Source organism: Streptomyces sp. NPDC048255 (assembly GCF_040652415.1).
Taxonomy (GTDB): Bacteria; Actinomycetota; Actinomycetes; order Streptomycetales; family Streptomycetaceae; genus Streptomyces.
In genome coordinates, this window is record NZ_JBEZMA010000062.1 from 1 (window position 1) to 26,055 (window position 26,055).

The 26,055-nt window shown below is 73.1% G+C and carries 24 protein-coding genes; 12 read left to right on the top strand and 12 right to left on the bottom strand.

The window, feature by feature from the left end; genetic code table 11:
• Positions 1–128: 128 nt before the first annotated feature.
• Positions 129–2,093, bottom strand: coding sequence for a hypothetical protein (locus tag AB0D94_RS31680; RefSeq protein ID WP_362059024.1), 1,965 nt, complete (start codon positions 2,091–2,093; stop codon positions 129–131).
• A gap of 172 nt (positions 2,094–2,265) precedes the next feature.
• On the opposite strand from AB0D94_RS31680, the gene AB0D94_RS31685 reads away from it, so the two are divergent.
• The 3 genes from AB0D94_RS31685 to AB0D94_RS31695 all read left to right on the top strand — a co-directional run bounded on the left by AB0D94_RS31685 (position 2,266) and on the right by AB0D94_RS31695 (position 5,177).
• Positions 2,266–3,012 carry an RICIN domain-containing protein gene (locus tag AB0D94_RS31685; protein ID WP_362059027.1) on the top strand — a complete coding sequence of 249 codons (747 nt, stop codon included), beginning with the start codon at positions 2,266–2,268 and terminating at the stop codon, positions 3,010–3,012.
• A 121-nt stretch (positions 3,013–3,133) separates the two neighbouring features.
• Positions 3,134–4,135, top strand: coding sequence for an RNA ligase family protein (locus tag AB0D94_RS31690; protein WP_362059030.1), 1,002 nt, complete (start codon positions 3,134–3,136; stop codon positions 4,133–4,135).
• Positions 4,136–4,226: 91 nt separating this feature from the next.
• Positions 4,227–5,177, top strand: coding sequence for a TauD/TfdA family dioxygenase (locus tag AB0D94_RS31695; RefSeq protein ID WP_362059033.1), 951 nt, complete (start codon positions 4,227–4,229; stop codon positions 5,175–5,177).
• A gap of 194 nt (positions 5,178–5,371) precedes the next feature.
• Here the strand turns inward: AB0D94_RS31695 and AB0D94_RS31700 are convergent, their stop codons facing one another.
• Complete coding sequence (locus AB0D94_RS31700) at positions 5,372–5,860, bottom strand: hypothetical protein (RefSeq protein WP_362059036.1); 489 nt, start codon at positions 5,858–5,860, stop codon at positions 5,372–5,374.
• Positions 5,861–6,036: 176 nt separating this feature from the next.
• On the opposite strand from AB0D94_RS31700, the gene AB0D94_RS31705 reads away from it, so the two are divergent.
• The gene (locus tag AB0D94_RS31705) at positions 6,037–6,990 is read left to right on the top strand and encodes a CHRD domain-containing protein (protein WP_362059039.1); all 954 of its coding nucleotides are present in this window, start codon (positions 6,037–6,039) and stop codon (positions 6,988–6,990) included.
• A gap of 94 nt (positions 6,991–7,084) precedes the next feature.
• On the opposite strand, the gene AB0D94_RS31710 is transcribed toward AB0D94_RS31705, so the two are convergent.
• Together AB0D94_RS31710 and AB0D94_RS31715 are read right to left on the bottom strand one after the other, a co-directional pair.
• Complete coding sequence (locus AB0D94_RS31710) at positions 7,085–7,996, bottom strand: IclR family transcriptional regulator C-terminal domain-containing protein (protein WP_362059115.1); 912 nt, start codon at positions 7,994–7,996, stop codon at positions 7,085–7,087.
• Positions 7,997–8,826: 830 nt separating this feature from the next.
• The gene (locus tag AB0D94_RS31715) at positions 8,827–9,405 is read right to left on the bottom strand and encodes a sigma-70 family RNA polymerase sigma factor (RefSeq protein WP_362059042.1); all 579 of its coding nucleotides are present in this window, start codon (positions 9,403–9,405) and stop codon (positions 8,827–8,829) included.
• 473 nt (positions 9,406–9,878) lie between these two features.
• On the opposite strand from AB0D94_RS31715, the gene AB0D94_RS31720 reads away from it, so the two are divergent.
• A complete protein-coding gene (locus tag AB0D94_RS31720; protein WP_362059045.1) occupies positions 9,879–10,700 on the top strand; it encodes a polysaccharide deacetylase family protein in 822 nt (273 codons plus the stop codon).
• Positions 10,701–10,710: 10 nt separating this feature from the next.
• Here AB0D94_RS31720 and AB0D94_RS31725 read toward each other — a convergent pair whose 3' ends face one another.
• From AB0D94_RS31725 to AB0D94_RS31740, 4 genes are all read right to left on the bottom strand, one after another.
• Positions 10,711–11,529 (bottom strand): amino acid ABC transporter ATP-binding protein, encoded by an 819-nt coding sequence (locus tag AB0D94_RS31725; RefSeq protein WP_362059118.1) that lies wholly within the window; start codon positions 11,527–11,529, stop codon positions 10,711–10,713.
• A gap of 37 nt (positions 11,530–11,566) precedes the next feature.
• A complete protein-coding gene (locus AB0D94_RS31730; RefSeq protein WP_362059048.1) occupies positions 11,567–12,397 on the bottom strand; it encodes an amino acid ABC transporter permease in 831 nt (276 codons plus the stop codon).
• Entirely contained in the window at positions 12,364–13,137 is a 774-nt protein-coding gene (locus AB0D94_RS31735) for an ABC transporter substrate-binding protein (RefSeq protein ID WP_362059121.1), read from the bottom strand. The genes AB0D94_RS31730 and AB0D94_RS31735 overlap by 34 nt, the downstream gene beginning before the upstream one ends.
• 322 nt (positions 13,138–13,459) lie before the next feature.
• Positions 13,460–13,984 (bottom strand): GNAT family N-acetyltransferase, encoded by a 525-nt coding sequence (locus AB0D94_RS31740; protein ID WP_362059051.1) that lies wholly within the window; start codon positions 13,982–13,984, stop codon positions 13,460–13,462.
• Between the two features lie 111 nt (positions 13,985–14,095).
• Between AB0D94_RS31740 and AB0D94_RS31745 the strand changes: the two genes are divergently transcribed.
• From AB0D94_RS31745 to AB0D94_RS31765, 5 genes are all read left to right on the top strand, one after another.
• A complete protein-coding gene (locus AB0D94_RS31745) occupies positions 14,096–15,052 on the top strand; it encodes an ABC transporter ATP-binding protein (protein WP_362059054.1) in 957 nt (318 codons plus the stop codon).
• Positions 15,049–16,035: an ABC transporter permease gene (locus AB0D94_RS31750; protein WP_362059057.1), complete on the top strand. Its 987-nt coding sequence runs from the start codon at positions 15,049–15,051 to the stop codon at positions 16,033–16,035. Before AB0D94_RS31745 ends, AB0D94_RS31750 begins: the two co-directional genes overlap by 4 nt.
• A gap of 69 nt (positions 16,036–16,104) precedes the next feature.
• Positions 16,105–16,521, top strand: coding sequence for a GntR family transcriptional regulator (locus AB0D94_RS31755; protein WP_362059060.1), 417 nt, complete (start codon positions 16,105–16,107; stop codon positions 16,519–16,521).
• Positions 16,522–16,621: 100 nt separating this feature from the next.
• A complete protein-coding gene (locus AB0D94_RS31760) occupies positions 16,622–18,739 on the top strand; it encodes a SpoIIE family protein phosphatase (protein ID WP_362059063.1) in 2,118 nt (705 codons plus the stop codon).
• A 9-nt stretch (positions 18,740–18,748) separates the two neighbouring features.
• A complete protein-coding gene (locus tag AB0D94_RS31765; protein ID WP_362059066.1) occupies positions 18,749–19,369 on the top strand; it encodes an L-threonylcarbamoyladenylate synthase in 621 nt (206 codons plus the stop codon).
• A gap of 50 nt (positions 19,370–19,419) precedes the next feature.
• Here the strand turns inward: AB0D94_RS31765 and AB0D94_RS31770 are convergent, their stop codons facing one another.
• Positions 19,420–20,340 (bottom strand): MBL fold metallo-hydrolase, encoded by a 921-nt coding sequence (locus AB0D94_RS31770; RefSeq protein ID WP_362059069.1) that lies wholly within the window; start codon positions 20,338–20,340, stop codon positions 19,420–19,422.
• Between the two features lie 101 nt (positions 20,341–20,441).
• On the opposite strand from AB0D94_RS31770, the gene AB0D94_RS31775 reads away from it, so the two are divergent.
• A complete protein-coding gene (locus tag AB0D94_RS31775; RefSeq protein ID WP_362059072.1) occupies positions 20,442–21,371 on the top strand; it encodes an AraC family transcriptional regulator in 930 nt (309 codons plus the stop codon).
• A gap of 10 nt (positions 21,372–21,381) precedes the next feature.
• Positions 21,382–22,659, top strand: coding sequence for a serine/threonine-protein kinase (locus AB0D94_RS31780; protein ID WP_362059075.1), 1,278 nt, complete (start codon positions 21,382–21,384; stop codon positions 22,657–22,659).
• 52 nt (positions 22,660–22,711) lie between these two features.
• Here the strand turns inward: AB0D94_RS31780 and AB0D94_RS31785 are convergent, their stop codons facing one another.
• From AB0D94_RS31785 to AB0D94_RS31795, 3 genes are all read right to left on the bottom strand, one after another.
• Positions 22,712–24,535: a serine/threonine-protein kinase gene (locus AB0D94_RS31785; RefSeq protein WP_362059078.1), complete on the bottom strand. Its 1,824-nt coding sequence runs from the start codon at positions 24,533–24,535 to the stop codon at positions 22,712–22,714.
• A gap of 107 nt (positions 24,536–24,642) precedes the next feature.
• Entirely contained in the window at positions 24,643–25,389 is a 747-nt protein-coding gene (locus AB0D94_RS31790; RefSeq protein WP_362059081.1) for an SOS response-associated peptidase, read from the bottom strand.
• Positions 25,389–25,901, bottom strand: coding sequence for a pyridoxamine 5'-phosphate oxidase family protein (locus AB0D94_RS31795; protein ID WP_362059084.1), 513 nt, complete (start codon positions 25,899–25,901; stop codon positions 25,389–25,391). Before AB0D94_RS31795 ends, AB0D94_RS31790 begins: the two co-directional genes overlap by 1 nt.
• Positions 25,902–26,055 lie beyond the last annotated feature (154 nt).

Sequence of the window (26,055 nt, forward strand, 5' to 3'; positions counted from 1 at the left end):
GCGCCGGTACGTCCAGTACGAGCCGCGGCCCTCCGCCTTGCGATGCACCGCACCGGACGACGCGACCCGGCAAACCCTTCCGGCCACAGCACTAGATCCTGTCCGGGCGATCTTCGCGGCCCCCGCGCTCACGCCGGGAGGCGGGCCGCCAGCAGGGTCACGCCGCGGCGGAGCCGGCGGAAGTAGGTGGCCCGGCTGAGGTGGAGCCGCCGCGCGACCTGGTGGTGCGTACGGGCCCGCCCCAGGTAGTACGCCTGGAGGATCGCCCCCGCCTCGGCATCGGCCCGGTCCTCCGCGTCCGCCAGCTCCAGTACGGCGCCCCTCAGCCAGCGCCGCAGCGCCTCGGCGGAGCCGAACTCCGGGCACGAGAGCAGCAGCGGACTGGCGGCCAGCGCCCCCGGGTCGCCCAGCCGGGTGAGCGCCCATGCGACGAGGGCCGCCGCGTCCTGGCCCCCGTACGGAGTGCCCCGCGTGCCCGGCGCGAGCGCGCGCATCCACCCCGGCAGCCCGGCCGGGCTGAAGTCGTGGCTGTAGACCTCGGGGCGGCGTCCGCAGCGGTACACGTCGTCGCGGATGCCGCCGTGCGGCCGGAAGGTCAGCGCGCGCAGCAACGTCTGGTAGTCCGGGCTGGCGGTGGAGACCACCAGGTGGCCGGCGTGCACGGCGTTGCCCAGGATGTACCGCAGGATCTGGGCGTGCGTGACGGGATCCGCCCCGTACGCCGCCCCGAGGAACAGCCCGCCCGGCCGGTCCCCGCCCATCAGGCCCTGCGTGTGCTGCTGGAGCAGCGGCTCGATCCCGCCCTCCGTGGCCGCGCCGATCGGCACCAGCGCGGCCAGTCCCACCGGCCGGCCGTCGCGGTCCCGCGCGAGCTTGAAGGAGGCCGGTTCGTCCGCGAGCCAGCGTTCGGTGATCTGCCGGGAACGCCGTACGTCGAAACCACCGCGCACCGCCCAGTCGTGCATCAGCCGGCCGATGTCCTCGGCCTCGTCCGGCCTTGCCGGTCCGACCCGGGAACCGTCCTCGGCGGGCGGGAACAGGGTGCTGCGCAGCAGCGGATCGCCACTGAGGAAGAGCCCTTCCTCCACCAGGCCGGCCCGTTCGTCCGGCCCGGCCGTGCACTCCGTGAGCAGCACCCGGCGGTACTCGGCCGCGCGGGTGCGCACCTGCGCGTGCGCCTTCGGCCGGCGCCACTGGTACGCCAGCTCGAACAGGCTGCGGTAGGGCTCCCGTACGGCCAGGCCCAGCGCGTCGTGGCGTACGACGCTCAGCCCGGCGAGCGTCGAGAACAGCCCGGGTCCGCCCGCGACGAGGTGTTCGTCCCCGGCCCGTACGGTCGCCAGCAGGCGCAGCGCGTGACGCCAGCGGCGGCCCGGCCGCTCCCGGCCCAGTCGCTCCAGAACCTCCTCGGCCACCCGGTCGGCAGCCGCCCCGGGCACCTCCGGTGCGATCCCCGCGTGCAGGGCCCGGCAGGTCAGCTCGGCCAGCAGCGGCAGCCCGCCGGCCAGCCGCACCACCAGTGCCAGGGCCCGCGGATCCTCGATGCCGGCGGCCCGGGCCTGTGCTTCGACCGCCTCGGGCGGTCTGGGCCCGAGGGTGACGGTGGCCGGGGCGAGCTCGGCCCATCCGGCGGCGGCGCGCAGCGGTCGCCGGCTGACGAGGAGTACGGGCCGCGGCATTCCCTCGCCGGGCACGCCGTCGCCGTACCCGCCGTACCCGTACCCGTCCCCGCCGTTCGGCCCCGCGCCGTGCCTGCCCGCGCCGTTCGGTCCCGCGACGTCCACGCCCGCGACGTGCACGCCCTCGCCTCCCGCGCCGTACGCTCCTCCGCCCCGCGCCGCCCGCAGCGAGGCCGCCAGCGCCTCGGCCTGCCCGGGGCCGTCCACCCCGTCGATGAGCAGCGGTCCGCCGGGCTGCGCGAGGAGTCCGCGGAGCAGGGCGGGTTCGCCGGCGGCCCCCGGCTCGACGGCGGCCACGGCCGGCAGCAGGCCCGCCAGCCGGCTCTTCCCCGTCCCCAGTCCGCCGGTCAGGTTGACCAGGCGGTGTCGTGTCAAGGCGGCCCGCAGCCGGGCGAGATCGTCGGTGGTGTCCACGGTCCCGGGACGATACCCAGCGTGATCACCCCGCGTCACGGCGGTAACAGGCCGTTCGGTGAGCGGAGTTGAGACTCCGGTGAGACTCCACGGCGCGGTCCCGTGGCTAGTGTCGTCTTCACCGCGGGCCCGGCGGTTGCGATCCCTCCCGACCTCTTCGAAAGGACCCCTCGTGAAGCTGGTTCGATGGCTGTCGACCACGGCCGCAGCCGTGCTCGCCGGCACGGCGTTCCTCGCCGGTCCGGCGGCGGCGCAGCCCGCCGCGGCAGCGGCCCCCGCGGCCGCCGCTCCGGCGGCGGTCAACGCCCCCACCGTGCCGAAGTACTTCCTCGGCACCGGCTACGGCCCGCTCAACATCGCCACCGAGGCCGCCTGGAACACCGCGTACGCCGCGGCGGCGGCCGAGGGCTACCCGGCCGCCAACTGCGCCCGTTCGGCGGGTCCCGCCGCCAACCCGGTCGGCGGCAACGGCTACTACCAGGTGCTGCTGGAGATCTACTGCGTGCCGCCGCCGCCCCCGGGCTCGGGCCAGATCGTCGGCGTCCACTCCGGCAAGTGCCTGGACGTGAAGGGTGCCAAGACCGCTGACGGCACGCCCATCCAGATCTACTCCTGCAACGGCACCAGCGCGCAGGCCTGGAAGCTGGAGGCGAACGGCACCGTCCGCGCCCTGGGCAAGTGCCTGGACGTCCAGTACGCCAAGACCGAGAACGGCTCGCTCATCGGCCTCAACTCCTGTCACGAGGGGCTGAACCAGAAGTGGGAGCAGCTCCCGAACGGCCTGCTGCGCAGCGTCCACTCGGGCAAGTGCCTCGACGCCCTCGGCTGGGCCACCGGCAACGGCGCCCGCGTCGGCATCTGGGACTGCACCCCGCACCACACCAACCAGCAGTGGCGCGGTTCGGCCCTGGGCACCTGACCGGCCCGCCGACCAGCGGCGCGGCCCTGCGGACACCCCGCCCCGGCATCCGGGGCGGGGTGTCCGCCGATCGCGCGGAAATCCCCTGCTCCGTACCCGGCGTGCTGGCTACCATCTCCCGGTGCACCCCGAACCCCTCCCCTGGTCCCCCTATCCGAAGATCCCGGCGAACAGCCGGCTGGGCGAGGCCCGCGGGCGGGACTGGGTCGCCCACGAGAAGATCCACGGCGCGAACTTCGCCGTCGTGTGCGATGCGGCGGGGGCGCATCCCGCCAAACGGCGCGAGCTGCTCGGAGAGGGCGGGCTGGACGAGTTCTTCGGCGTCGGCCGGATCTGGCCCGCGCTGGCGGTCGCGGCGACGCGTTGCGCCCGGTCCCTGCGGGAGCGGTGCGGGGCGCCGGCCTCGGCGGTCGTGACCGTCTACGGCGAACTGGCGGGCGGCCGCTACCCCCATCCCGACGTACCGCCGGCCCCGGGCGTGGAACCCGTACAGACGGGCGTCTGGTACGCCCCTGAGCTGCTCTGGCTCCCCTTCGACGCCACCGTCGCCGACGAGGACGGCCTGTGCTGGGTCGCGGACCGGACGCTGCGCGCGGCGGCGGGCGCGGCCGGGCTGCGCTGTGCGCCGCTGCTGGCCGAAGGCCCGGTCGCGCGGCTGCAGGAGCTTCCGGTGGTGTTCCCCACCCGGCTGCCCGCGCTGCTGGGCCTGCCCGCGCTCGCGGACAACCTCGCGGAGGGCCTGGTGGTCAAGCCGGCCGGGGAATTCCGCGGTTCGGCGCGGCCCATGGCCAAGTTCAAGCAGCCCGCCTTCGCCGAGGACCTGCGCTTCGACGGCTCGCGCCCCTACCAGCCGCCCGCCGAGGGCGCGGCCGGTGTCCCCGGCTGGCTGCTCGCCCACGGCACCGCGCTGCTCACCCCGGCGCGGGCGGCGTCGGCCGTGAGCAAGCTGGGACCCCGTACCGCTGCGGAGGAGCTGGCCGCCGAGATCGCCCGGGACGCCGCCGAGGAGGCGGCCGAGACGCTGGGCGGCCTGGACGGCGCCGCACGCCGCGCGCTGCAGGACTCCCTGCACGCGGGAGCCCTGGTCCTGGCCCGTTTCGACGCGGCCGACCGCCGCGGCTGACGCCCGGGCCGGTGCGGCGCGATCTTTCGTGGGGCGCGGGCAGCCGTCATGCTGGCGGGGAGGGGCGGAACCTACGACCAACGGAGTGCGCATGGCGGCGAACGGGTCCACCAGGGTCGAAGTCAGGCCGGTCGCGGGGCACATCGGGGCCGAGATCACGGGGCCCGACCTGGCCGGGGAGCTGGACGACGCGGTGGTCGGCGAGATCCGGGCCGCGGTGCTGCGCTGGAAGGTGGTGTTCTTCCGGGAGCAGAAGCTCGATCACGCCGCTCATGTGGCGTTCGCGCGCCGGTTCGGCGCACCGGTGGTGCTGAGGTCGCGCGGCAGTGCGTCGCCCACCGGGTTCCCCGAGGTCGAGACGACGGCCGACCGGCTGGAGCTCGGCGGCCGGTACGGCATGGACCACGCGGAGTGGCTGCGCCGTCGGCGCCATACGCTGCTCCGGGGCTGGCACTGCGACCACGGCGCCCGGATCGACCCGCCGGCGGCGACGATCCTGCGCGCCGAGACCGTACCGCCCTACGGCGGCGACACGACCTGGTCCAATCTGGCGGCCGCCTACGCGGGGCTCTCGCGGCCCATGCGCCGGTTCGTCGACGGCCTGCGCGCCGAGCACCGGCTGGGCGTCGGCTACCAGGCCCGGCCGGGGGACGACCCGTACGTACGCCATCTGCTGGACCATCAGACCGCCTCGCACCACCCGCTGGTGCGCGTGCACCCGGAGACGGGCGAGCGCGTGCTGTTCGTCAACGGCTATTACGTCGAACAGATCCTGGGCCTGTCCCGCGCCGAGAGCGGTCCGATCCTGGAGCTGCTGCTGGAGCAGGCGACCCGGCCGGAGTACACCGTACGGTTCCGGTGGGAGCCGGGCAGCGTGGCCTTCTGGGACAACCGCGCGACGATCCATCTGGCCCCTTCCGACACCGCGCACCTCGACGCGCCCCGGATCATGCACCGGGTGATGCTCGCCGGGGACGTCCCGGTGGGCGTGGACGGGGAGCCTTCGGTTCCGGTCACGGGCACCGAGCCGGGGCGGTGGTGAGCCTTGGAGGGCGGGCGCGCCGCCCGGTCGGCTTCAGCCCGTTTCGAGCCGCAAAATCCCTGGCCAAAACCTTGTTGTTTGGCTGAAACCAGTGCAATGCTGTGACGGCGGTGACCTTCTCCCCTCCCCCGTGGAGAGGTCAACGGCCCCGCCCACGTTCCCCCGCAGGGCGGGGCCGACCGCACGGAGCTCCGTCAGACGGCGGCCTTGACCAGCTTCCCGTCCGCACCGATCGCGAACCACTCGCCGTCCAGGCCCTGTCCGGTGACGTCACCCGCGACGGCGTCGCCCACGTAGTAGTAGAGCGGCCAGTCCCCGTACTTGGCCTGCACGGCGCCCTCGGTCAGCTGCGTCCTGCCGAGCAGCTTCCCCTCGGTGCCCGAACCCGCCGAGACCTCCGGCGTGAGGAGCGCGGGCCAGACGGCGACGCACTCGGCGTCACAGTTGCCCGCACCCTGCTGGTCCTTGGTGAAGGCGTAGAGCGTCCGGCCCGCCCCGTCGACCAGGATCGGGCCGAGGGCCGAATCGGCGACCTGTACGGAGACGGCCGGGACCTCCTTCGGGGCTGCGGGCTTCCCGCCGTCCGGGGCGGCGGTTCCTCCTCCGCCGCCGCAGGCGGTCAGGGCCAGCACGGTCAGTGCGAGCACCGGTGCGAGCGCGGTGCCGGTCCGTGGGAAACGCATCGTCGGCTTCCTTCTGCTATGGGTACGGGGTGGGTCTTCCTGGAGGGCCACGGGCCGCACCCGGCAGCTGGTTCAACGCGAAACCAGGAAATCCAGTATTGAACAAGAGCCCTGGGCGATCCGTATGTCCTGTGAACGGCCGCCGACGGCCGGGGTCTCAGGGAGGAACGACTCACATGAAGATGCGTTTTCTTGCCACCGCGTCCTGCGTACTCGCACTGGGCGCCACCACCGCCGCACCCGCGAACGCCGACGACGGGCACAGCGGCCACGGGGCCGCGCCCGGCAGCAGCCCGGGGGCGGCGTCCTCCGCCTTCACGACGCCGTCGACCGGCCGGTCCGTCACCCTCCTCGCGCGCCTCTCGGGCGGCCAGGAGGTACCGGTCGCCGGCGGGCCCGCCGTCAACGACCCGGACGGGGAGGCGCTCGCGCTGGTGCAGGTCAAGGGGGACCGGGTCACCTTCTCGCTGAACTGGAAGGGGATCGTGCCCAGCCTCGGGCACATCCACGAGGGCGCCGCCGGGAAGAACGGCGCCGTCAAGGTGCCGCTCTTCGGCAGCGCCATGCCCTCCAGCGTCCACTCCGCGGCCGGTCAGGTGGCCGTCAGCGACGCGGCGCTCGCGCAGCGGCTGCGGACCGACCCGGCCGGTTTCTACGTGAACCTGCACAGCGCCGAGTTCCCCGGCGGAGCCGTGCGCGGCCAGCTCGAACCGCTCGGCCGCCCCGTCAATCCGCTGTCCATCCTCAAGGGCGGCAAATTGCGCGCCCTGTCCAACGGCGCCCAGGAGGTGCCGAAGAACGACGCCTCCAAGGTCGGTGACCCCGACGGGCACGCCGTCACCTTCCTCCAGCCCCAGGGGACGGACGTCGACTTCTCGCTGGCCTGGGTCAACATCAAGAGCCCGTCGCTGGGCCACATCCACCGCGGCCCCTTCGGGAAGAACGGCGACGTGGTCTTCAACCTGCTCGACAAGCCGGTGCCCGACGGCATCTTCGCCGTCTCGGGGCGGCTGGCGGGGCAGAACGCCGAGGACGTCCGCCGGGTCCGGGAGAACCCCCGCGCCTACTACTCCAACCTCCACACCGCGGAGTTCCCCGACGGAGCGGTGCGCGGCCAGCTGTTCCGCTGACCCCGCACCGCGTATCACCCGCCCCGCGCCCCGCAGCGCCGGTCCCGCCCCGGCCGAACCGCGGCCGGGGCGGGACCGGTGCCTGCTCGGGAACTCAGGCGGTGGTGGACAGGATGGTGCTCCCGAAGCCGGCGGCGCCCGCCTGCCCCGTGTCGTCCTTGCGTGCCGTGGGTCCGGTGCTGCCGGCGACGATCAGAGCCAGTAAGACCGCGGCCGCCTCACTCTGCAGGATCCTGGCGGCCTGCTTCAGCCGGCCGGGGTCGGGGACGGGGATGGACAGGGCCACGCATTCCGCGTTCGGACCCGAGGTGATCGGCACCGCCGCGCACACCGTGCCGATCGCGTACTCCTGCAGATCGAGGAGCGGAGCGTTCGGCTGGCGCGCGTCGAGCTGGTGGAAGAGGGCCTCCTGACTGGTGAGGGTGTGCGGGGTGAACCGGGTCATCCGGTGCCGGTCCAGGTGGTCCTTGCGGTTGTCGTAGTCGAGCTGGGTCAGCAGCGCCTTGCCGACCGCGGAGGCGTGGGCGGCGGCCCGGAAGTCCACCCACTCCTCCACCACGGGCGCCGTGGGACCGTCGGCGTACTGGGTGATGCAGACCTCGCCGTCGGTGTAGCGGGCGACGTAGACGGCCGCGCCGACCGCGTCCCGGACCCAGGCCAGGGTCTCCCGCAGGTGCCCGCGTCCCTCTCCGCTGACCGAATCGGCCAGCAGCAGGGCGTGGCCGGCGACGTAGGCGTCCGGTCCGATGGCGGTGACCAGGTTGGCTCGGATCAGCTGCTCCACGGCCCGCAGCAGCACCAGTTGCGGCAGATTCGTCTCGCGGGCGATCTGCGTCAGGCTCACCCCGCCCGAGTAGCGGTTGATCACCTCCAGGATGCGCAGTGCCTGGTGTACGGATTCCAGCGGGGCGGGCGCGGGCCTGCCTCCGGGAGTTCTGCGGGCGGCATGGGTCAACTGCGGCTGCCTGAGCGCTTCACGTGCCCACATGTTCGACTCGCGCGTCAGGTGCAGGGGGTTGAGCCGGGCGTGCTGGGCCACCGCGACGGCGATCTGCGGGCCGGGCGTGAACACGTCCCCCAGGTCCGGGTGTTCCCTGCGGGGCCGGGCGGTGACGGCCTGGCGCAGCCGTACGGGCAGCCGGTACGGAGGCCGGCCGCCCCGGCCCGCCCGGGTGGCGAGGGTGGTGAGGTCCTGGGTGGTGATGGGCGGGGAGGTCCAGATCACCGAGGCACTGAGGGCGTCTTCGAGGTCCTGCGGGATCTGCGGCAGGGCGGGCAGGTGCTCGTCGGGGGGCAGGGTGTGGGCCTGGTCCCTCCAGTGCCGGGCCGTCCGGACCTCGGCGCGGGCGAGGTGGTGCAGGTAGAGGCACTGCGCGGCGGTCCGCGAGCCCGCGCCCGCCGCGTACTGGAACCAGAACTGGGCCCCCTCCATCCGGTCGGTCAGGTGGAGGAGACAGCCGAACAGGAGCGCCGACTCGGCGCCGTGGGGCCAGCATTCGGCGTCCAGGGCGAGTTCGGCGAAGTCCCGGCTCTCCACCAGGGCCCAGGCCAGGTCGTCCAGGCAGCGGGCCGCCCGCACGTGGCAGGCGGCGTCCAGGACCAGGTCGTCCCACACGGTCGGCGTGCCCTGCCCCCGGGCAGCCTGCGGGGCGCCGCAGCCGGTGCCGGCGGTGGTGCCCCGGGCGGCGCGGGCGCGGTCGGCGACGATCCGGCGGGCGATCCGCCGGCGGGCCGCGCCCTCGTCGTAGCCGGCGTACTCCTCCGCGAGCACCATCGCGTCCGCCAGGGCCGCGTCCAGTGCGCTCAGCGCCATGTCTCGGTCTCCGGGCATGTCGCTCACTGGTCCTTCTCCTCTCCGGGGATCCAGTCCACCCCGAGCTTGCGGGACAGGGTTCGGCGCGCGCCGCGGATGTGCGAGCGGACCGTCGCGGGGGAGATCCCCATCATCCGGGCGACCGTGTCGGAGTCGTTGCCCAGCAGGAAGGCCAGCAGCACCACGTCGTACTGCCGCTCGGACAGCTCCGCGATCGCCGCGTACAGGCCGAGCTTGGACTCCAGCAACTCCAGCCGTTCCCGCGACGAGCGGCGCAGCGCGGCGAACCAGGCCGTCTCGACCATGGCCACCTGGCGGCCGAGGACCGCCAGCCTCCGCTCGACGTGCTCGCGCAGCACGGCCCAGGCGAAGCCGTGGAGGCTCGCCTCCTTCAGGGCCTGGCGCCACACCTTCAGCAGGAAGGTGAACACGTCGTCGACGACCTCTTCGGCGTCCTTGCCGTTGCCCAGCTGGAGGTGCGCGTAACGCAGGTACACGCGGTGCTGCTGGGAATGGAACGCCGTGAACTCCACCGGCAGGACACCGGCCAGTTCGCTGGAGACCGCCTGGTCTCCCGATGGGTCGAACTCGCCTTCGCTCATACGCTCCCCCACAGCTGCTCCTCTGCGCCCACCCGGGCGGTGGGTACCTCGGGACGGCGGGCATGGCGCCGCGGCACCCTGATGGCATCGCTTGCGAAAACACGGACCGCGGTGGCGTCTATCAGCGCGAGGGCGACAATCCCGACAACGTTCACGTCGACGCGAACCTTTCAACTGGCGAGTAAGTGATCGGCGTGCCTGCCCCCGAACCCGGCAGCCGTGGGGGCGAAAAGCGCCCCTGAACACCACCCCATCGAAAAACACGCCCGATCGTGCAAGCCGGTCCCCAGAAACCCTCCGAAAGAAGAGCATTCACTTCCCCGCACGCCCCCTGCACGCTCCCGCGCCCGCGGGTCTCGCCGCGGGGAGATCACCCGGGTGCCCGGCACGGGCTGCGGGACGCCGACCGCCCCGCTCTCGCATAGTCGTGGCAGGCCCGCCCGCGGTGACGGGCCCCGGCGGAAGGAGTGACCGTGGTGGACACAGGACGCCGCGCCGCGCTGGCGGCGCTCGTGGTCGCGGGGCTCGTCCCCCGCTCGGGCGCGGAGGCCGCGCCCCGGAGCGCGGCGCGGCCCGCCGGTTCCCCTCCGGCGCCCGGGCCCGCACGCGCACCGGACCCGGCGCCCGGGGTGCAGGCCGGGCCGCGCCCGCCGGCCGCGCTGCTCGGCAGTGAGATCCGCCGGTTGCCCACGTCCCGGAGGGTCGTGGCGCTCACGTTCAACGCCGCCTGGGACGAGAGCGGGCTCGACACGGTCCTGGGTGAGCTGCGGCGGCGGAAGCTGCCCGCCACGTTCTTCCCGACCGGGCAGTTCGCCGACGCCCGTCCCGCGGCCGTACGCGCCATGGCCGCCGCCCACGGCCTGGGCAACCATTCGTACAGCCACCCCTACTTCGACGACCTCAGCACGGAGGAGCGGGCGCAGGAGGTGAACCGCGCCGACGCGGCGATCCGGAAGGCCGCCGGGGCTGAGCCGCTGCCGTTCTTCCGCTTCCCCTACAGCGCCACCAGCACCGATTCCGTGGCCGACGTCAACGAACTCGGGTTCGCTGCCATCGAGTTCACCGCGGACACCAACGGCTATCTCGGCCCGGCGGGCGGCATGACCGTGGACCGGGCGGTCCAGCGGGCCGTCGACGCGCTGGTCCCCGGCGCGATCATCCAGATGCACGTCGGCAGCACCGGGGACGGGGTCGTCCTCGACGCCCAGGCCCTTCCGCGCATCATCGACGCGGCCCAGGCCGACGGCTACGAGGTCATCGACCTGCGCGAGTTCCTCGTCCCGGGCCCTGCCTGACCGGGGCCGCTCAGCCCTCGGGCGGACCGGACGGCTTCCCGGGACCGGCGGTGCCGTCCTCGGCTGCCGGGGCCTCGGCCGCCGCCGGGTCCAGGATGCGGTCGAGGAAGTTCCGGGTCCGTTCGTGCCGCGGAGCTCCCACCACCTGCGCCGCCGGCCCCTGTTCGACGATCACTCCGCCGTCCATGAACACGACCCGGTCGGCGACCTCGCGCGCGAAGCTCATCTCGTGCGTGACGACCATCATGGTCATGCCCTCGCCCGCGAGCACCCGCATCACCGACAGCACCTCGCCGACGAGTTCGGGGTCCAGCGCCGAGGTCGGCTCGTCGAAGAGCATCACCTCCGGGCCCATCGACAGGGCCCGGGCGATCGCCACCCGCTGCTGCTGGCCGCCGGACAGCTGCGCCGGATAGGCCTCGGCCTTGTCGGCGAGCCCGACGCGCTCCAGGTTCTCCAGGGCGACGGCGGCGGCCCGTGCCTTGTCCCGGCCGAGTACCCGGCGCTGCGGCAGGGTGAGGTTCTCGGTGACGGTCACGTGCGGGAACAGGTTGAACTGCTGGAAGACCATGCCGATGCGGCGGCGTACGGCGTCGATGTCGACATCGAGGTCGGTGACCTCGGTGCCGCCGACGAAGACCTGGCCCTCGTTCGGTTCCTCCAGCAGGTTCACGCAGCGCAGCAGGGTGGACTTGCCCGAGCCGGACGGCCCGATGACGCACACCACCTCGCCCCGGGCGATCTCCAGGTCGATGCCGCGCAGCACGTGGTTGTCGCCGAAGGACTTGTGCAGCCCGCGGATCTCGATCTCCGGGCCTTCTGTGGCCATGGTGTCCCCCGGTCGCGTCGTCTGTGACATCTCTTCCTTACGTGGCCTTGTCCGCGCGGGCCTCGAGCCGGCGCACCACGAAGCTCAGCGGCACGGTCACGAGGAGGTAGCACAGGCCCGCGACCAGGATGGGGGTGGAGTTGGCCGTCTGGCTGGCGAGGTCGCGGCCGAACTTCGTCAGTTCCCGCTCGTCCAGGGTCACCCCCAGGAACAGCACCAGCGAGGAGTCCTTGAACAGCAGGACGAGTTCGTTGGTGAGCGGCGGGATGACGATCCGGAAAGCCTGCGGGATGATCACCGACACCATGGCGCGGCCGTACGAGAACCCGAGCGAACGGGCCGCTTCCATCTGCCCCTTGGGCACGGCTTGGATGCCGGCCCGGATGGTCTCCGCCATGTAGGCGGCGGCGACCAGTCCGAGGCCGAGGGCGACCTTGCCGTAGATGCCGCCGGGGATCTCGGTGCCGGGGAACGCGAGGGGTACCGCCACGCCCACGAAGATGAAGATCAGCAGGGCGGGCAGGCCGCGGAACAGCTCGATGTAGACGCTCGCGACCCACCGGTAGGGGCCCACCGACGACAGCCGCATCATGGCGATGACCAGGCCGAGCACCAGGCCGAAGAGGAACCCGGACATCGTGTACACCACCGTGTTGCGCAGGGCGATGGTGATGATGTCCGGGAAGAGCCGGACGGCCAGGTCCGTCTGGGCGAACTGGTTCTGCAGCCGGTCCCAGTCGGCGGAGAGGCCGACCAGGACCAGCACGGCCACGAAGACCGCGTACTGGATCCCCTGCCAGACGCGGCGCCGCTGGCGCCGCGTCAGCCGGGAGGTCACGACGTGGCCTGGGGCAGCGGGCCGATCCACTGCTCGTACAGCTTCTTGTAGGTACCGTCGGCCTTGGCGCCGGTGATCGCCTTGTCGATGGCGGCGAGCAGGGCCGTGTTGCCCTTCTTCACCGAGAAGCCGTACTGCTCGCCGGTCTCGATGTTCTGGCCGAGGACGAACTCGGCCTCGTTCTTCTTGTCCTTGAGCCAGCCCTGGACGACGGGGTAGTCGATGACGACCGCGTCGACCTGGCCGGTGCGCAGTCCGTTGAGCACCGCATCGGAGCTCTCGAAGGCGACCGGGTCGAAGCCCTGGGCCTTGGCGTAGCTCTCACCTGTGGTCTCGGCCTGCGCGCCCAGCTTCTTGCCCTTGGCCTTGACCTCGGCGAGCGTGGTCACCCCGCTCTTCTTCGAGGCGAGCAGTGCCTGGGTCGCGTCGAAGTAGGGGACGGAGAAGTCGACGTTCTTCTTGCGCTCGTCGGTGATCGTCATGCCGGCCGCGGCGAGGTCGCACTCGCCGGAGTTCAGGAAGGCGCCGGTCTTGAAGTTCTCGAAGGGCGTGTCGAGGATCTTCTGCTCGACCTTGAGCTCCGTCGCGACCAGGTCGATCAGGGCCACGTCGAAACCGACGACCTTGCCGCTCTGCTCGAACTGGAACGGCGGGTACGGCAGATGGGTGCAGGTGGTCAGCTTGCCCTTCTCCACGACGGGCACGCCTCCGGCCGCTTCGCCCGGCCCGTCGCCGCCCGAGGAACAGCCCCCGGCGAGGAACGCCCCCACGGCGACGCCGGCCGCGGCCCGGATGCGGAAGCCGGCGCGGCGGGTGCGGTGACTGCGGTGTCCTTCGGCCGTCCAGAACACGGTTGACCTCCACGGGTGCGGGGCGGGGCGGCGGCGGTCGCAGGACGAGACCGTCCGTCGAGATCGTAAGCCACCGCGACCGTGCGGTGAGTGACCATTCGTCATGCGTTCAAGAAGGAATGGAGCGGTTCACGACCCCGGATGCGGCAAGGGTGTGACCGGGTGGCTTGAATGAGGCGGTGCTGATCCGGCCTGACCGGCACGCTGCGCGCCGCCCGGCTGCGGGTGCCGGCCGGTCGGGCTAGAGGTTGATCCAGTAACGCCGCTTGGGGCCGATCAAGGTGTCGCGGACGTCCTCGAGCACGCCGCCGTTGGACTCGATCGTCCGCACCGAGGCGGTGTTGTCCGGGTCGCAGGTCAGCAGCACCCGGTCCATCCCGAGCACCCGTGCCTCGTGGAGGACCCCGGCCAGGGCCCAGGTGGCCAGCCCGCGGCGGCGCGCGGAAGGGCGCACGCTGTAGCCGATGTGGCCTCCGGCGTCGAGCAGGAAGCCGTTGAGGTAGTGCCGCAGGTCGATGGCGCCCAGGTAGGTGTCGCCCTCCGCGATCCACCAGTACGAGGCGTGGACGCGCCCCTGCTCGACCGGCGCCGTACGGTCCCCGTACCCGCGCAGCCGTTCCACCCAGGCCGCGAAGCCCTCCGCCGTGTCCACGTCGTCGTCGGAGCCGAGCCCGCCGCCGTCCAGGTGCGCGTCGGGCCCGGCCTCCTGCTGCGCGGCGAGCCAGGAGGCGTGGAGGCGCGGGGTGGGGGCGATCAGCTCGGGCATGCCCAGGACGATAACAGTCCGATAGTCCGACTCCTCCCGCCGGTGACTCTCCGTTGACAGCACCCCGTCGGCAGACCATGATTCCACTAGTCGTCTAGTGGAATCATGGAAATGGGGGACACCGTGCGAGACACGACCCGTTCTGCCGCGGCCGGAGCCCGCTGGGCCCTGGAAGCCCGGGGCCTCGGCAAGAAGTTCCGCCGCGGGTGGGCGCTGCGGGACTGCTCCTTCCGCATTCCGGCGGGCCGCATCGCCGCCCTGGTGGGACCCAACGGTGCGGGCAAGAGCACCCTGCTCGGTCTGACCACCCGCCTCCTCGACCCCACGGCCGGCGAGCTGAGGATCTTCGGCTACCCCGTCTCCGCGGACGACGCGATGCCCCGCTGGGCCTACCTGGCCCAGGGCACGCCCCTGTTCAAACGGTTCACCGTCGCGCAGACGCTGCGGATGGGGCAGGAGCTCAACCCGGGCTGGGACCAGGCGGCGGCCGAACGGATCGTTCGGGCGGGCGGGCTGCCCATGCAGGCGCGGACCGCAGACCTGTCGGCCGGCCAGCGGACCCGCGTGGCCTTCGCCCTCGCCTTCGGGAAGCGGCCCGAACTGCTCCTGCTGGACGAGCCGATGGCCGATCTCGACCCGCTCGCCCGGGACGAGATGAGCGCGCTGCTCATGTCCGAGGCCGCGGAGCACGGGACCACCGTACTGATGTCCTCCCACCTGCTGAGCGAGGTGGAGCACATGTGCGACTACCTGCTCGTGCTCGCCGACGGCCGGGTGCGCATGGCCGGTGAGGCCGACGAACTGGTGCCCATGCACACCCTGGTCACCGGGGTGACTGCGGACGGGGGCCCGCCGCCTTCCCTCCGGGCCCACACCGTGATCGAAGTCCGCACCTCCGGACGGCAGTTCACCGCCATGGTCCGGCGCCAGGGCCCACTGGACCAGGCCTGGCAGGTGGCCACGCCGAGCATGGAGGAAGTACTGCTGTCCTACCTCCGCTCACCCGAGGCCCCCGCCCTGCTCTCCCCGACCGCCGTTCCCGACCACCGAGAGGAGGCCGCGGCATGAGCACCGTGACCCGCGGCGCCACCCGCCGGGGCGCCGCGTCCGCCGGGCCCCGCCGGATCCGCGGCCTCGCCTGGCTGCTGTTCCGCCAGCACCGCGCCGCCCTCGTCGTCTGCGCCGCCGCGACCGTCCTCGGCGCGGCCTGGATCGTCTACCAGCGCGGCGCCATGCTGGACGCCCTGCACGCCGCAGGCTGGCCCCGTACGCCCGCCGCCTCCGTCGACCCCGACCTGGGGAACCGGGTCAGCAACGACCTCGGATCCGCCGGAAGCCTGCTGGCCTTCCTGCCGCTGCTGCTCGGGGCGTTCTTCGGGGCCCCGCTGCTCGCCTCCGACCAGGAGAACGGGACCGCGCACCTCGTCACCACCCAGTCCGTGCCCCGCCGCCGCTGGCTGCTGTGGAAGCTGGGCTTCGCCCTGACCCTGGTGACGGTGACGACGGGGACGCTGAGCCTGCTCTACTCCTGGTGGCTCCGCTCCGTCCGGCCGTTCGCGCCGAGCGACTGGCTGACCGGTACGGAGTTCGACACCACCGGCCCGGTGCTGGTCGCGACGGCCCTGTGCACCACCTCGCTCGGCATCACGATCGGCGCGCTGACCCGCCGGGCCGTGGCCGCCATGACCGTCACCTTCCTGTCCTGTGCCTTCCTGCTCTTCGCGGCCGGCCTCTACCGGGACCTGCTCGACGCCCCGCGGCGCCTTGCCTTCCCGCTCGACGGCCCCGATCCCGCCGCGCTCCAGGGCGTCCTGGAGGTGGACCGGTGGTTCGGCACCGCGTCCGGAAAGCTCTACGGGTGGAGCACCTGCGTGCACGACGCGTCACCGGAGACCTGCCGGGCCTCGCTCGGCATCGTCAACGACGTCCGCGACTACTACGGCCACGACCAGCTGGCGGGCATGCAGTGGACCGCGGCCGGGGTGTTCCTGGCCCTCGCCGCCACCCTCCTCTGCTTCCTGGTCCTGCGGATGCGACGCGGCCCGCTCTAGAGCAGGCCACGCACCCCGGAACACCCCCTACGCTGAACGACACCACGAAGGATCAAGGAGGCGGGCACCGTGGTCGTGTTTCGCATCGAACGCCGCAGCGGTCTACCCGCCTACCTCCAGATCGTCCACCAGGTGGAGCAGGCGCTCCGCATGGGGGCGCTCGTCGAGGGGGACAAGCTGCCCACCGCGGCGCAGGTCGCCGCCACCACCAAGGTCAATCCGAACACCACCCTCAAGGCGTACCGCGAGCTGGAACGGTCCGGGCTGGTGGAGGTACGCCAGGGTGCGGGTTCCTTCATCACCCGCACCCTGGCCACCCCGCAGACCGCGCCGGAATCCCCCCTGCGGACCCAGCTCGGCGCGTGGCTGCGGGAGGCCCGCGAGCAGGGGCTGAGCGCCCACGAGGTCACCACCCTGTTCGACGCCGCCCTCGTCGACGTCTTCCCCGAGGCCGCGCCGCTGCCCGCGCACACGCCCGCGGGCTGATCCGTCCCATCGGCCGGAACCCTCGCACCGGCCCGGAAGACGGCCCGCCGTGCCGTCCGCATAATGGGGGGAGAGAGCGGCGGGTGGAAGGGGACGTCTCGTGCCATCGGTCCGGCCGGGGGGCACGGACGCCCACGGCCCGTTCTGGTCCGAGCCCGGGACGTTGCTCGAACACGTCCCCGTCGCCGTCTTCGGCCTGGACGACGCCCTGCGCGTGCGCTACTGGGGGCCGGGTGCGCAGGACCTCTTCGGCTACGACTCCCGCGACGCCCTGTCCCGGCCCGGCGCCCGGCTCTTCGCCGGCCCGCCCGCCGGGGGGAGCGGCCCCGACCCCTCTGCGGGGCTGGTCGAGCGAGCGCTGAGCCAGGGGTACTGGCGGGGGCGGCTGACCGCCCGGCACCGCGACGGCACGACGTTCGCCTGCGGCTTCCGGGCCTTCCCGGTGACCGGCTCCGAGGGACACCCGGTGGTGATGGTGCTGGCCAGCCGGAGCGAGGAGCTCGACCGGGTCAAGACGAACCTGGCCTTCCTCGACGCACTCTTCGAGACCTGCCCCGTCGGTCTGGTGATGTTCGACCCGGACCTGCGGTACGTCCACCTCAACCAGGCGATGGCGGACATGGACGCCCTGCCCATCGAGGCGCACATGGGGCTGCGCACGGACGACGTGGTGATCCTGTCCGACGGCGGTGAGTACCAGCGGATGCTCCGCAAGGTCGCGGCGGACGGGATCCCCGTCGTGGGAACGCTGGTGGGCATGCGCCCGCGGGGCCGGCCGGACCGTGACCAGGTGCGTTCGGTGAGCTTCTTCCCGCTGAGCGGGACGGCCGGCTCACGCACCGGGGTGGGCGGGGTGATGCTGGACGTGACCGACCGGGAGCAGGCCATCCTGGAGGCCACCGCAAGCCGTCAGCGGCTGGCGCTGCTGGACCGGGCCTCCACCCGTATCGGTACGACGCTGGACGTGGACCTCACGGCCCAGGAACTGGTCGACGCGGCGATGCCGGACTTCTGTGACGGCGCGGTCGTGGAAATCGTGGAATGGATGGACACCCCCGCACTGTTCGACCCGTCGCTGCCGCTGCTCACCCGCCGGATCGCCTCCGGAACGGTCCTGCCCCCGCCGGCGACCGAACTGGTGAGCGGGGTGGAGACCGTGCGGTATCCGCCCGGTTCCGTGATCCACGACATGCTGCGCGCCAACCGGCCCGTCTCGGCCGTGGTCGACGAGGCGTTCGTGGCGCGGACGGTCGTCATCGAGTCGCGGGCCCGGCTGCTGGCCGAGAGCGGTCTGGGCTGTGTCCTCGTCGCCCCGCTCATCGCCCGGGGCACCGTCCAGGGGATCGCGATGTTCGGCCGCTCCGCGGAGCGGCCGGACTTCACGGAGGACGATCTGGCCCTGGCCGGTGAGCTCGCCTCCCGCGCCGCGATCTGCCTGGACAACGCCCGTCTGTACAGCCGCGTCCAGGACATCTCGCGCACGCTCCAGCGTGCCCTGCTGCCCAGCGCGCCGGCGACCAGCCCGTACGTGGAGGTGGCGCACCGGTACCTGCCCGGGAGCCATCTCACGGAGGTCGGCGGCGACTGGTACGACGTCATCAGGCTGCCCGGCGACCGGATCGGCCTCGTGGTGGGCGATGTGATGGGGCACGGGGTGCCCGCCGCCGCGGCGATGGGCAGGCTCCGCATCACCACCAAGGCGCTGGCCCGGCACCACGGCGACCCGGCCGAGCTGCTCACCGAGCTCGACGTGTGCGCGCAGGAGTTCGGCATCGAGCTCGCGACCTGCCTCTACATCGTGTACGACCCGGCGGACGGGCGGGCCCGCATCGCCAGCGCCGGACATCTCCCGCCCCTGGTGCTCCGGCCGGACGGCTCCGTGGACACCGTCGGCGAGGTCCTGGGCGTTCCCCTGGGCGTCGGCGGCGTCCCGTACGGGACCACGGAGATCGAGCTCGCGGAGAACGCGACCCTGGTGCTGTACACCGACGGCCTGATCGAGGCGCGCGGCCGGGACATCGGGACGGGTCTGGACGCGCTGCGCGCCGAACTGGGTACGGCGGCGCCCGAACCCTCGCAGGACCTCGACGACCTCGCCGAGCGGGTCCTGGCCAACCTGCTGCCCGGACCGCCGGCCGACGACACCGTCCTGGTCCTGGCCCGCGTGCACCGCAGGGCCGCCGGAGGACCGCCGGAGGGCCGGGCTCCGATCCCGTAGAGTCGGCGGATGGCCAAGTACTTCGACGTGAACCCCGAGAATCCTCAGCGGCGCACCATCAGCAACGTGGCTGACATCATCCGCTCCGGCTCCCTTGTCGCGTATCCGACGGACTCCTGCTTCGCCCTGGGATGCCAGCTGGGCAACCGGGAGGGGCTCGGCCGGATCCGGTCGATCCGGGAGCTCGACGACCGCCACCACTTCACCCTCGTGTGCCAGAACTTCGCCCAGCTCGGGCAGTTCGTGCAGCTCGACAACGACGTGTTCCGTGCGATCAAGGCCGCGACGCCCGGCAGTTACACCTTCATCCTCCCGGCGACGAAGGAGGTGCCGAAGCAGCTGCTGCACCCGAAGAAGAAGACGGTCGGGGTCCGGATTCCCGACCACGTCGTCACGCAGGCCCTGCTCGCCGAGCTCGGTGAGCCGCTGCTGTCCAGCACCCTGCTCCTGCCCGACGAGGAGGAGCCGATGACGCAGGGCTGGGAGATCAAGGAACGCCTCGACCACGTCGTCGACGCCGTGCTCGACTCGGGCGACTGCGGGGTCAAGCCGACCACGGTCATCGACTTCTCCGGCGGTGACGTGGAGATCGTGCGCCGTGGAGCGGGCGACACCGCCCGCTTCGAGTAGCGCGACCCAGGCGGGCGCCACCGCGGCGCCACCGCCGCGCCGGCGCGGTCCTACCGCGCGCCGAAGGCGGCCCACGGCCCGAGGGTGAACCCCGCGCCCTCCTGCCGTACTTCCACGGCCCCGGCCCCACCGAAGTGCGCGGGGAGCACCAGTTCCCCTTCGGCGGCGGCCCGCCCGAGGATCCGCCGGCGGCTGCGCACCGCCTGCTCCGGGTCCAGGCAGAAGCAGCTGTTGCAGTCGGGGGCGAGGATCTGCACCGGGCTGTGCACGAGGTCCCCGACGAAGACCGCCCGGTCGCCGCGGGACGCGAGCCGCAGCACGGCCGAGCCGGGCGTGTGGCCGGGCGCCGCTTCCAGGGTGAGGTGCTCGTCGATGCGGTGCAGGCCGTCCCACAGCACGGCCTGCCCGGCCCGGTGGACGGGCGCGATGCTGTCCTCGTAGATCAGCCGGTCCTCTGCGCGCACGCCGCCCCCGTACCCGTTGGCGGGGCCGTAGTGGAAATCGTCCGCCGCGGGGATGAGGTACTGGGCGTTGGGGAAGGTGGGCACCCATTCCCCGTCGGCGTCGAAGGTGTTCCAGCCGACGTGATCGCTGTGGACGTGGGTGTTGACGACGACGTCCACGTCCTCGGGGCGGACGCCGGCCCGTGCCAGGGCGCCCAGGAAGTCGCCCTGCCGGTGGTGGAAGTGAGGGGAGTCGGGCCGCTCGCGTCCGTCGCCCACTCCGGTGTCGACCAGTACCGTCCGTCCGCCGCTGCGCAGCACCCAGGTCTGGAGCGCCAGGACCGCGCTGTCGCCTTCCGGCTGCCAGTGCCCGGGCGCCAGCCACTGCTCGTTGTCCTTCCACACCTCGGGGCCGGCTCCGGGGACGAGGCCTCGGGCGGGCCCGAGGACCCCCTGCCATTCGAGGGCCCGGATGACCTCCACGTCGCCCAGCACGATGTTGTGGCCCTGCTCGCTGTCGCTCTTCATGTACTCGACCCTAGGCAGGCCGGCTGAGCCGCTCAATGCCCTTTCCGCTCAGGCGGATACGCGTACGTCTCACGGATGACGCCGATGGGTACGCTGCCCCGATGGATGTGGTGAGCGACGCGATCTCGGCCGTACGCATCGGGCGGCCCTCCTCCGACCGGGTGCAGATGGAGGGGAGTTGGTGCACGCGGCTGGCGCCGTACGACGGCGCGGGCTTCCACGTCGTCCTGGAGGGCAGTTGCTGGCTGCTGCCCGACGGCGGCTCCCCGGTGTCGCTCGCGGCCGGTGACGCGGTACTGCTGCCGCACGGCACCGGTCACGTGATCGCCGACGCCCCGGCCGACGCTGCGGCCGTGGAGCGGGCGGTTCCCTTCGAACACCGGCCCGAAGGGCATCCGCCCCGGGGCGCGGGCGGCGGTGTGGAGATGCTGTGCGGGAAGTACCGGCTCGACCGCAGCCACGTGCACCCGCTGATGGCCGAGCTGCCGGAGGTGGTCCATCTGCCGAACCGCGTCGGCAGCCATCCCGAACTGCGCGCCGCCATCGACCTGCTGGGCCGGGAGCTGAGCCGGCAGCGGCCGGGGGCCGGCACGGCGGTGCCCAGTCTGCTCGACCTGCTCCTCGTCTACATGATCCGTTCCTGGATGGACGAGGACACGGGCGGGGCCTGGTCGAGTGTGCTGGGTGACCCGGTGGCGGCCGCCGCGCTACGGGCGCTGCACGCGGACCCGGCGGCCCGGTGGAGCAACGACCGGCTGGCCGCCGCGGCGGGCGTCTCCCGTCCCACCCTCGCCCGCCGCTTCACCGCTCTCGTCGGCCGCCCGCCCATGGCCTACCTCACCTGGTGGCGCCTGACGCTGGCCGCGACGCTCCTGCGCGACACCCCGGACTCCCTGGCCTCCGTGGCCCGTCGCGTGGGGTACGGCACCCCGTACGCCCTCTCCCACGCCTTCAGCCGGCAGTTCGGGACCACCCCGGGGCGCTACCGGCAGGACCGGCCCGCCCCGGAGGGGGCGGCGGTCCGCATCTAGGATGGGCGCCGTGGCAGAGGTGAGCGGGGCGCTGATCGGGGGCCGGTACCAGCTCCTGGAGCTGATCGGCCAGGGCGGCATGGGCCGCGTGTGGCGGGGCCGGGACGAGACGCTGGGCCGGGAGGTCGCCGTCAAGGAGGTCCGGCTCCCCCAGGACGTGGGCGAGGAGCAGCGCGAGGTGCTGCTCCAGCGGGTCCTGCGCGAGGCGCGGTCCGCCGCGCGGCTGGGCCACCCGGGGATCATCACGGTGCACGACGTGGTCGAGCACGAGGGCGCGCCCGTCATCGTCATGGAGTACGTGGCGGGCAGGTCCTTGGCGGGCGCCGTGGAGCGCGAGGGCCACCTGCCGGTGCGTCAGGTCGCGGAGATCGGCGTACTGATGCTGAGGGCGCTCCTGCGGGCCCACGCGCAGGGCATCGTCCACCGCGACCTCAAACCCGACAACGTCCTGCTGACGGACGACCGGGTGGTCATCACGGACTTCGGCATCGCCTACGTCCCGGACTCCACGCTGACGCTCACCCGCACCGGGACGATCATGGGCACGCCCCTCTACATGGCCCCCGAGCAGCTGGAGGGCAGCACCGCCACACCCGCCGGGGACCTGTGGTCGCTGGGCGCCACCTTGTACACGGCCGTCGAGGGGACGCCGCCGTTCTCCGCCGAGACCTTCACCGCCCTGTGCGTCGCCATCGTCACCCGCGAACCCCGGGCGGCGGAGCGGGCCGGCCCGCTGGCTCCGGTGCTCGCGGCCCTGCTGACGAAGGATCCGGCCCGGCGGGCCACTGCCGAGGAGGCGCTGGCCGCGCTGGAGGCCGTCGCCCGTGAGACCGGGACGGCCGAAGTCCCCGCGCAGCGGCGGACCTGGGCGCAGGCTTCCGTACAGGACCCCTTGCCGCCGGTTGCCGCCGCCGGGGGCGCCCACCCCGCCGGGGCCCTGCTGCTGCGCGGCGCCGGTGCCTTCGCCCTGGTGTGGGCGGGCACCGTCCTGCCGTGGAACGACGTGCACGACTGGGTGCGGCCGTCGGCCGTCTACCCGAGGGAACTGCTCATCTCCGGCACGGCCCTGGTGACCGCCGCGGTGAACGCGGCGGTCCGCCCGCGCCTGCCGGCCGCGCCGGCCTGGCTGCTGTTCGTCCTGGTGAACGCCGTCCCGCTGATCGGGGTGAAGCTGATCTGGCCGGCGGTGTGGTCGGCCTTCCCCATGGCGCTGCCCCTCAACGCGCTCCTGCTGGGCACCGGTTGCTGGGCCCTGTGGTGGGCCGTCCCCGGCCGCCGGAGCCGCTGACGGCCGGAGCCGCTGACGCCCGGAGGCGCCGGCGGCCGCGGCGGCCGGTGGTTCAGCTGCCCGAGGGGGTGCTGATGGCGTTGCGCCAGACGGTCACGTCCAGCGTCATGTACTTGCTGGGAGAGTCCTCGCCCGAGAAGCCCTGGACCGTGACGAGGCCCAGGTGTCCCGCACCCGTGGTGACGCAGATCTGCCGTCCCTTGGAGAGCTTGTTCACGTAGACGTTCTGGGTGAACCGGGTCTCCGCGCGGCAGGTGGCGAGCGAGCCCTCCTGTCCCGGGTCGAGCAGGACGAGGTTGCCGCCGTGGCTCTCCGCGTCGAGGTATCCGCCGGTGTCGTAGGAGAGTTCGTACCCGCCGTCCTCGCCCTGCTGGGGCCGGACGGTGTCGTCTCCGAGCGTCAGGTGGTAGCCGGCGGTGAGGTTGATGGTCTTGTAGTCGGAGGGCTTCGGGTCGGCCTTGGCCTCCTGCTTCGGGTCGGTCTTCGCGCTGCCGCTCTTCTCCGGGCCCGGTGTCCGGCTGCCGCCCTGCGACTGCCCGCCCGTCTCCTTCTTCTCGCTGTCGTCGCCCTTGACCAGCACGTACGCCGTACCGCTGCCCGCGACGGCGAAGACCAGCGCGGCGGCGACGGCGAGGAACGTGCCCCGCTTCCCCCGGCTCCGCGGGGGCTGGGACGCCGGGGGCACGGGCCCGCCGGGGTACCCCTGCGGGTACGTGGGCCCCGGGATGTGCGTGGGCGCGTAGGCGTGGGCGTGGGACTGCTGGGGCACGGGGGCGGGTACGGGGGCCGGCGTGCGGTACTGCGGAGGGGACGCGGGGGGCTGCTGCGCGGGCTGGGTGGGCTGGTACGCCGGGGACGGACCGTAACCCGGGGGCGGGGTGGCCGGGGCGACCGGTGCGGTGGGCGAGTAGGCCGGGGCGGTGGCCGGCGGCGGCGGGGTCTGCGCCGGGGCGGGGGCCGCGGCGCGCACGGTGATGTCGGCGGCGACCGCGCCGGGCAGCCAGTCCTCGGGGCGGCGCAGCACCGTCTCCGCGTTCGCCGACTGGCAGAGCGCGATGACCTCGCTGATCGAGGGCCTGGCCTCGGGGTCCTTGGCGAGGCAGCGGGTGACCAGCTCCCTGAGCCGGTCCGGGATCGCGGTGAGGTCGGGCTCCTCGTGGACGATCCGGTAGAGCACCCCGTGTCCGGTGCCCTCGCCGAAGGCCGGGGTGCCCGTCGCCGCGTACGCCGCGACCTGGCCGAGGGCGAAGATGTCGGTGGCCGGGGTGACCTTGCGCCCGGCCGCCTGCTCGGGGGCCATGAAGGAGGGAGTGCCGATGGTCACGCCGCTGCCGGTCAGCGAGGTCGCGTCGGCGGCGTAGGCGATGCCGAAGTCGATGACGCGCGGGCCGTCGGCGGCGAGCAGCACGTTGGAGGGCTTGAGGTCGCGGTGCACGATGCCCGCGCCGTGGATGACGTGCAGGGCCTCGGCCATGCCGGCGATGAGCAGCAGCACCGCCTCGACGGGCAGCGCCCCGTGTGCGACGACGGCGTCGGCGAGCGAAGGACCGGGTACGTACGCGGTGGCCAGCCAGGGCTGCGCGCCGTCGGTGTCGGCGTCGATGACGGGCGCGGTGAACAGGCCCTGCACGCGCTGGGCGGACTGCACCTCTTGGGCGAAGCGGCGGCGGAACTCGGGGTCCTCACCGAATTCGGGACGGATCACCTTGATCGCAACGGGCCGCCCGCCGGGTGTGTACGACAGGTAGACCTTGCCCATGCCGCCCGCGCCGAGCTTCGCGGCGAGCCGGTATCCGGCGATCGTGGTCGGGTCGTCTCCCGCGAGCGGCTGAAAGATCTGCGAGGCGCGCCCCCGGTCCGGCTGCTGACCACTCATCAACTCATGTCTCCCACGCAGTACGCCGATATCGAACGGCACCCTACCCAAGGACGGGCCGTTTGTTTCACCGCAGTGCCCTCGGCGCAGGCGTTCGACCGGAGCGGTCAGCCTCCGGCCCCGGCGGCCGGGGAGTCCAGGAGTTCGGGGCCGTTGTTCTGGACGCTGTTGACCGCCGTCGAGACCGCGCGGACGTCCAGGCGGCCGTCGGCGGGGGCGGCCAGGAGCGCGCGCAGCTCGTGCGGGTCCTGGTGGGCGGGGTCGAGCCAGGTCGCGTAGTCGGCCGCCGCGACGGCCAGCGGCATCCGGGGGTGGATGCGGCCGGCGGCGTCGGTGGCCTCGGTGGTGATGACCGTGCAGGTCGTCCACCAGGCGGCCGGATCGTCGTCGGCGGTGACGGCGGGATCGCGCCAGAACTCGTACAGGCCCGCCATCGCCATCACCGCGCCGTCCTCGGGGCGGATGAAGTACGGCTGCTTGTAGGCCTTCGCGGTGCCGGTGGCCGGCACCGGCTGCCATTCGTAGAAGCCGTCGGCGGGCAGGAGGCAGCGGCGCTGGGCGAATGCCTTGCGGTAGGCCGGCTTCTCGTGCACGGTCTCCACCCGGGCATTGATCATCTTCGGCCCGCCGCCCGGGCCCTTCGACCAGGACGGCACCAGCCCCCAGCGCAGGGCGCGCAGCTGCCGCTCCAGCACGCCCGACGTGCGGTCGGGGCGTTCCAGCACGGCCCACACCTGGTCGGTCGGGGCGACGTTCCAGCTCGGTTCCACCAGTTGCTCCGGGTTCCACCGCGAGACGTCGAAGAGCCGGGTCAGTTCCTCGGGGCCGCGCGTGGAGACGTAGCGCCCGCACATCAGGAGAAGCTCCAGCGCGTCTGGCTGTACGCGCCCTTGCCGAAGCCGAAGACCGTGTCCGGGGTCACCGCGAAGACCACCGCCTCGCCCGCACCGGGGGCGGTGAACACCCCGTCGCCGACGTCGAAGTGCCAGTCGGGGCCGTACTTGTCCTCCCAGGCCGCGGCGAGGATGCGCAGCCGCTCCTGGTCGGTCACCCGGGCCGCCGGGCCCTCGACGACCAGGTCGAGGCCCTCGTGCAGGGTGTTCTGGCCCGTGGTGAGGGCCACGTGCGGGTTCTCCTGGAGGTTCCTGGCCTTGCGCTCGTGTGCGCCGGTGCAGAAGTGCAGCGCGCCGTCCGCCCAGACGCCGATCAGCGGGGTGACGTGCGGGCGGGAGTCGGGGCGTACGGTCGTCAGCCAGTACAGCTCCGCCTCGGCCAGCCGCGCGGCGGCCCGCGCCCACGGCACGGCCGTGGCCCCGGGGTCGCTGTAGCGCTCGTCCAGCTCGGCACGGGGTTCCCTGTCGGCCATCGCGGGTCCTCCTCGGGTATCGGGTGACACAGCACAAGCTAAGCCTTGTCCGGGCGATCTCCGCGGGCCCACGCGCACGCGTCGGCGGACGGGGAAATCCAGCCGATTCGCGCGCCCTTCGGGGCACGCGGGTGCAGAGCGGCTCCGGACGGGG

Coding starts and splice junctions, on each gene's coding strand:
- AB0D94_RS31785 (WP_362059078.1), bottom strand. CDS start 24,535: ATGAGTGGTCAGCAGCCGGACCGGGGGCGCGCCTCGCAGATCTTTCAG.
- AB0D94_RS31775 (WP_362059072.1), top strand. CDS start 20,442: ATGGATGTGGTGAGCGACGCGATCTCGGCCGTACGCATCGGGCGGCCC.
- AB0D94_RS31725 (WP_362059118.1), bottom strand. CDS start 11,529: ATGGCCACAGAAGGCCCGGAGATCGAGATCCGCGGGCTGCACAAGTCC.
- AB0D94_RS31750 (WP_362059057.1), top strand. CDS start 15,049: ATGAGCACCGTGACCCGCGGCGCCACCCGCCGGGGCGCCGCGTCCGCC.
- AB0D94_RS31770 (WP_362059069.1), bottom strand. CDS start 20,340: ATGAAGAGCGACAGCGAGCAGGGCCACAACATCGTGCTGGGCGACGTG.
- AB0D94_RS31795 (WP_362059084.1), bottom strand. CDS start 25,901: ATGGCCGACAGGGAACCCCGTGCCGAGCTGGACGAGCGCTACAGCGAC.
- AB0D94_RS31715 (WP_362059042.1), bottom strand. CDS start 9,405: ATGAGCGAAGGCGAGTTCGACCCATCGGGAGACCAGGCGGTCTCCAGC.
- AB0D94_RS31695 (WP_362059033.1), top strand. CDS start 4,227: ATGGCGGCGAACGGGTCCACCAGGGTCGAAGTCAGGCCGGTCGCGGGG.
- AB0D94_RS31740 (WP_362059051.1), bottom strand. CDS start 13,984: ATGCCCGAGCTGATCGCCCCCACCCCGCGCCTCCACGCCTCCTGGCTC.
- AB0D94_RS31745 (WP_362059054.1), top strand. CDS start 14,096: ATGGGGGACACCGTGCGAGACACGACCCGTTCTGCCGCGGCCGGAGCC.
- AB0D94_RS31705 (WP_362059039.1), top strand. CDS start 6,037: ATGAAGATGCGTTTTCTTGCCACCGCGTCCTGCGTACTCGCACTGGGC.
- AB0D94_RS31790 (WP_362059081.1), bottom strand. CDS start 25,389: ATGTGCGGGCGCTACGTCTCCACGCGCGGCCCCGAGGAACTGACCCGG.
- AB0D94_RS31765 (WP_362059066.1), top strand. CDS start 18,749: ATGGCCAAGTACTTCGACGTGAACCCCGAGAATCCTCAGCGGCGCACC.
- AB0D94_RS31700 (WP_362059036.1), bottom strand. CDS start 5,860: ATGCGTTTCCCACGGACCGGCACCGCGCTCGCACCGGTGCTCGCACTG.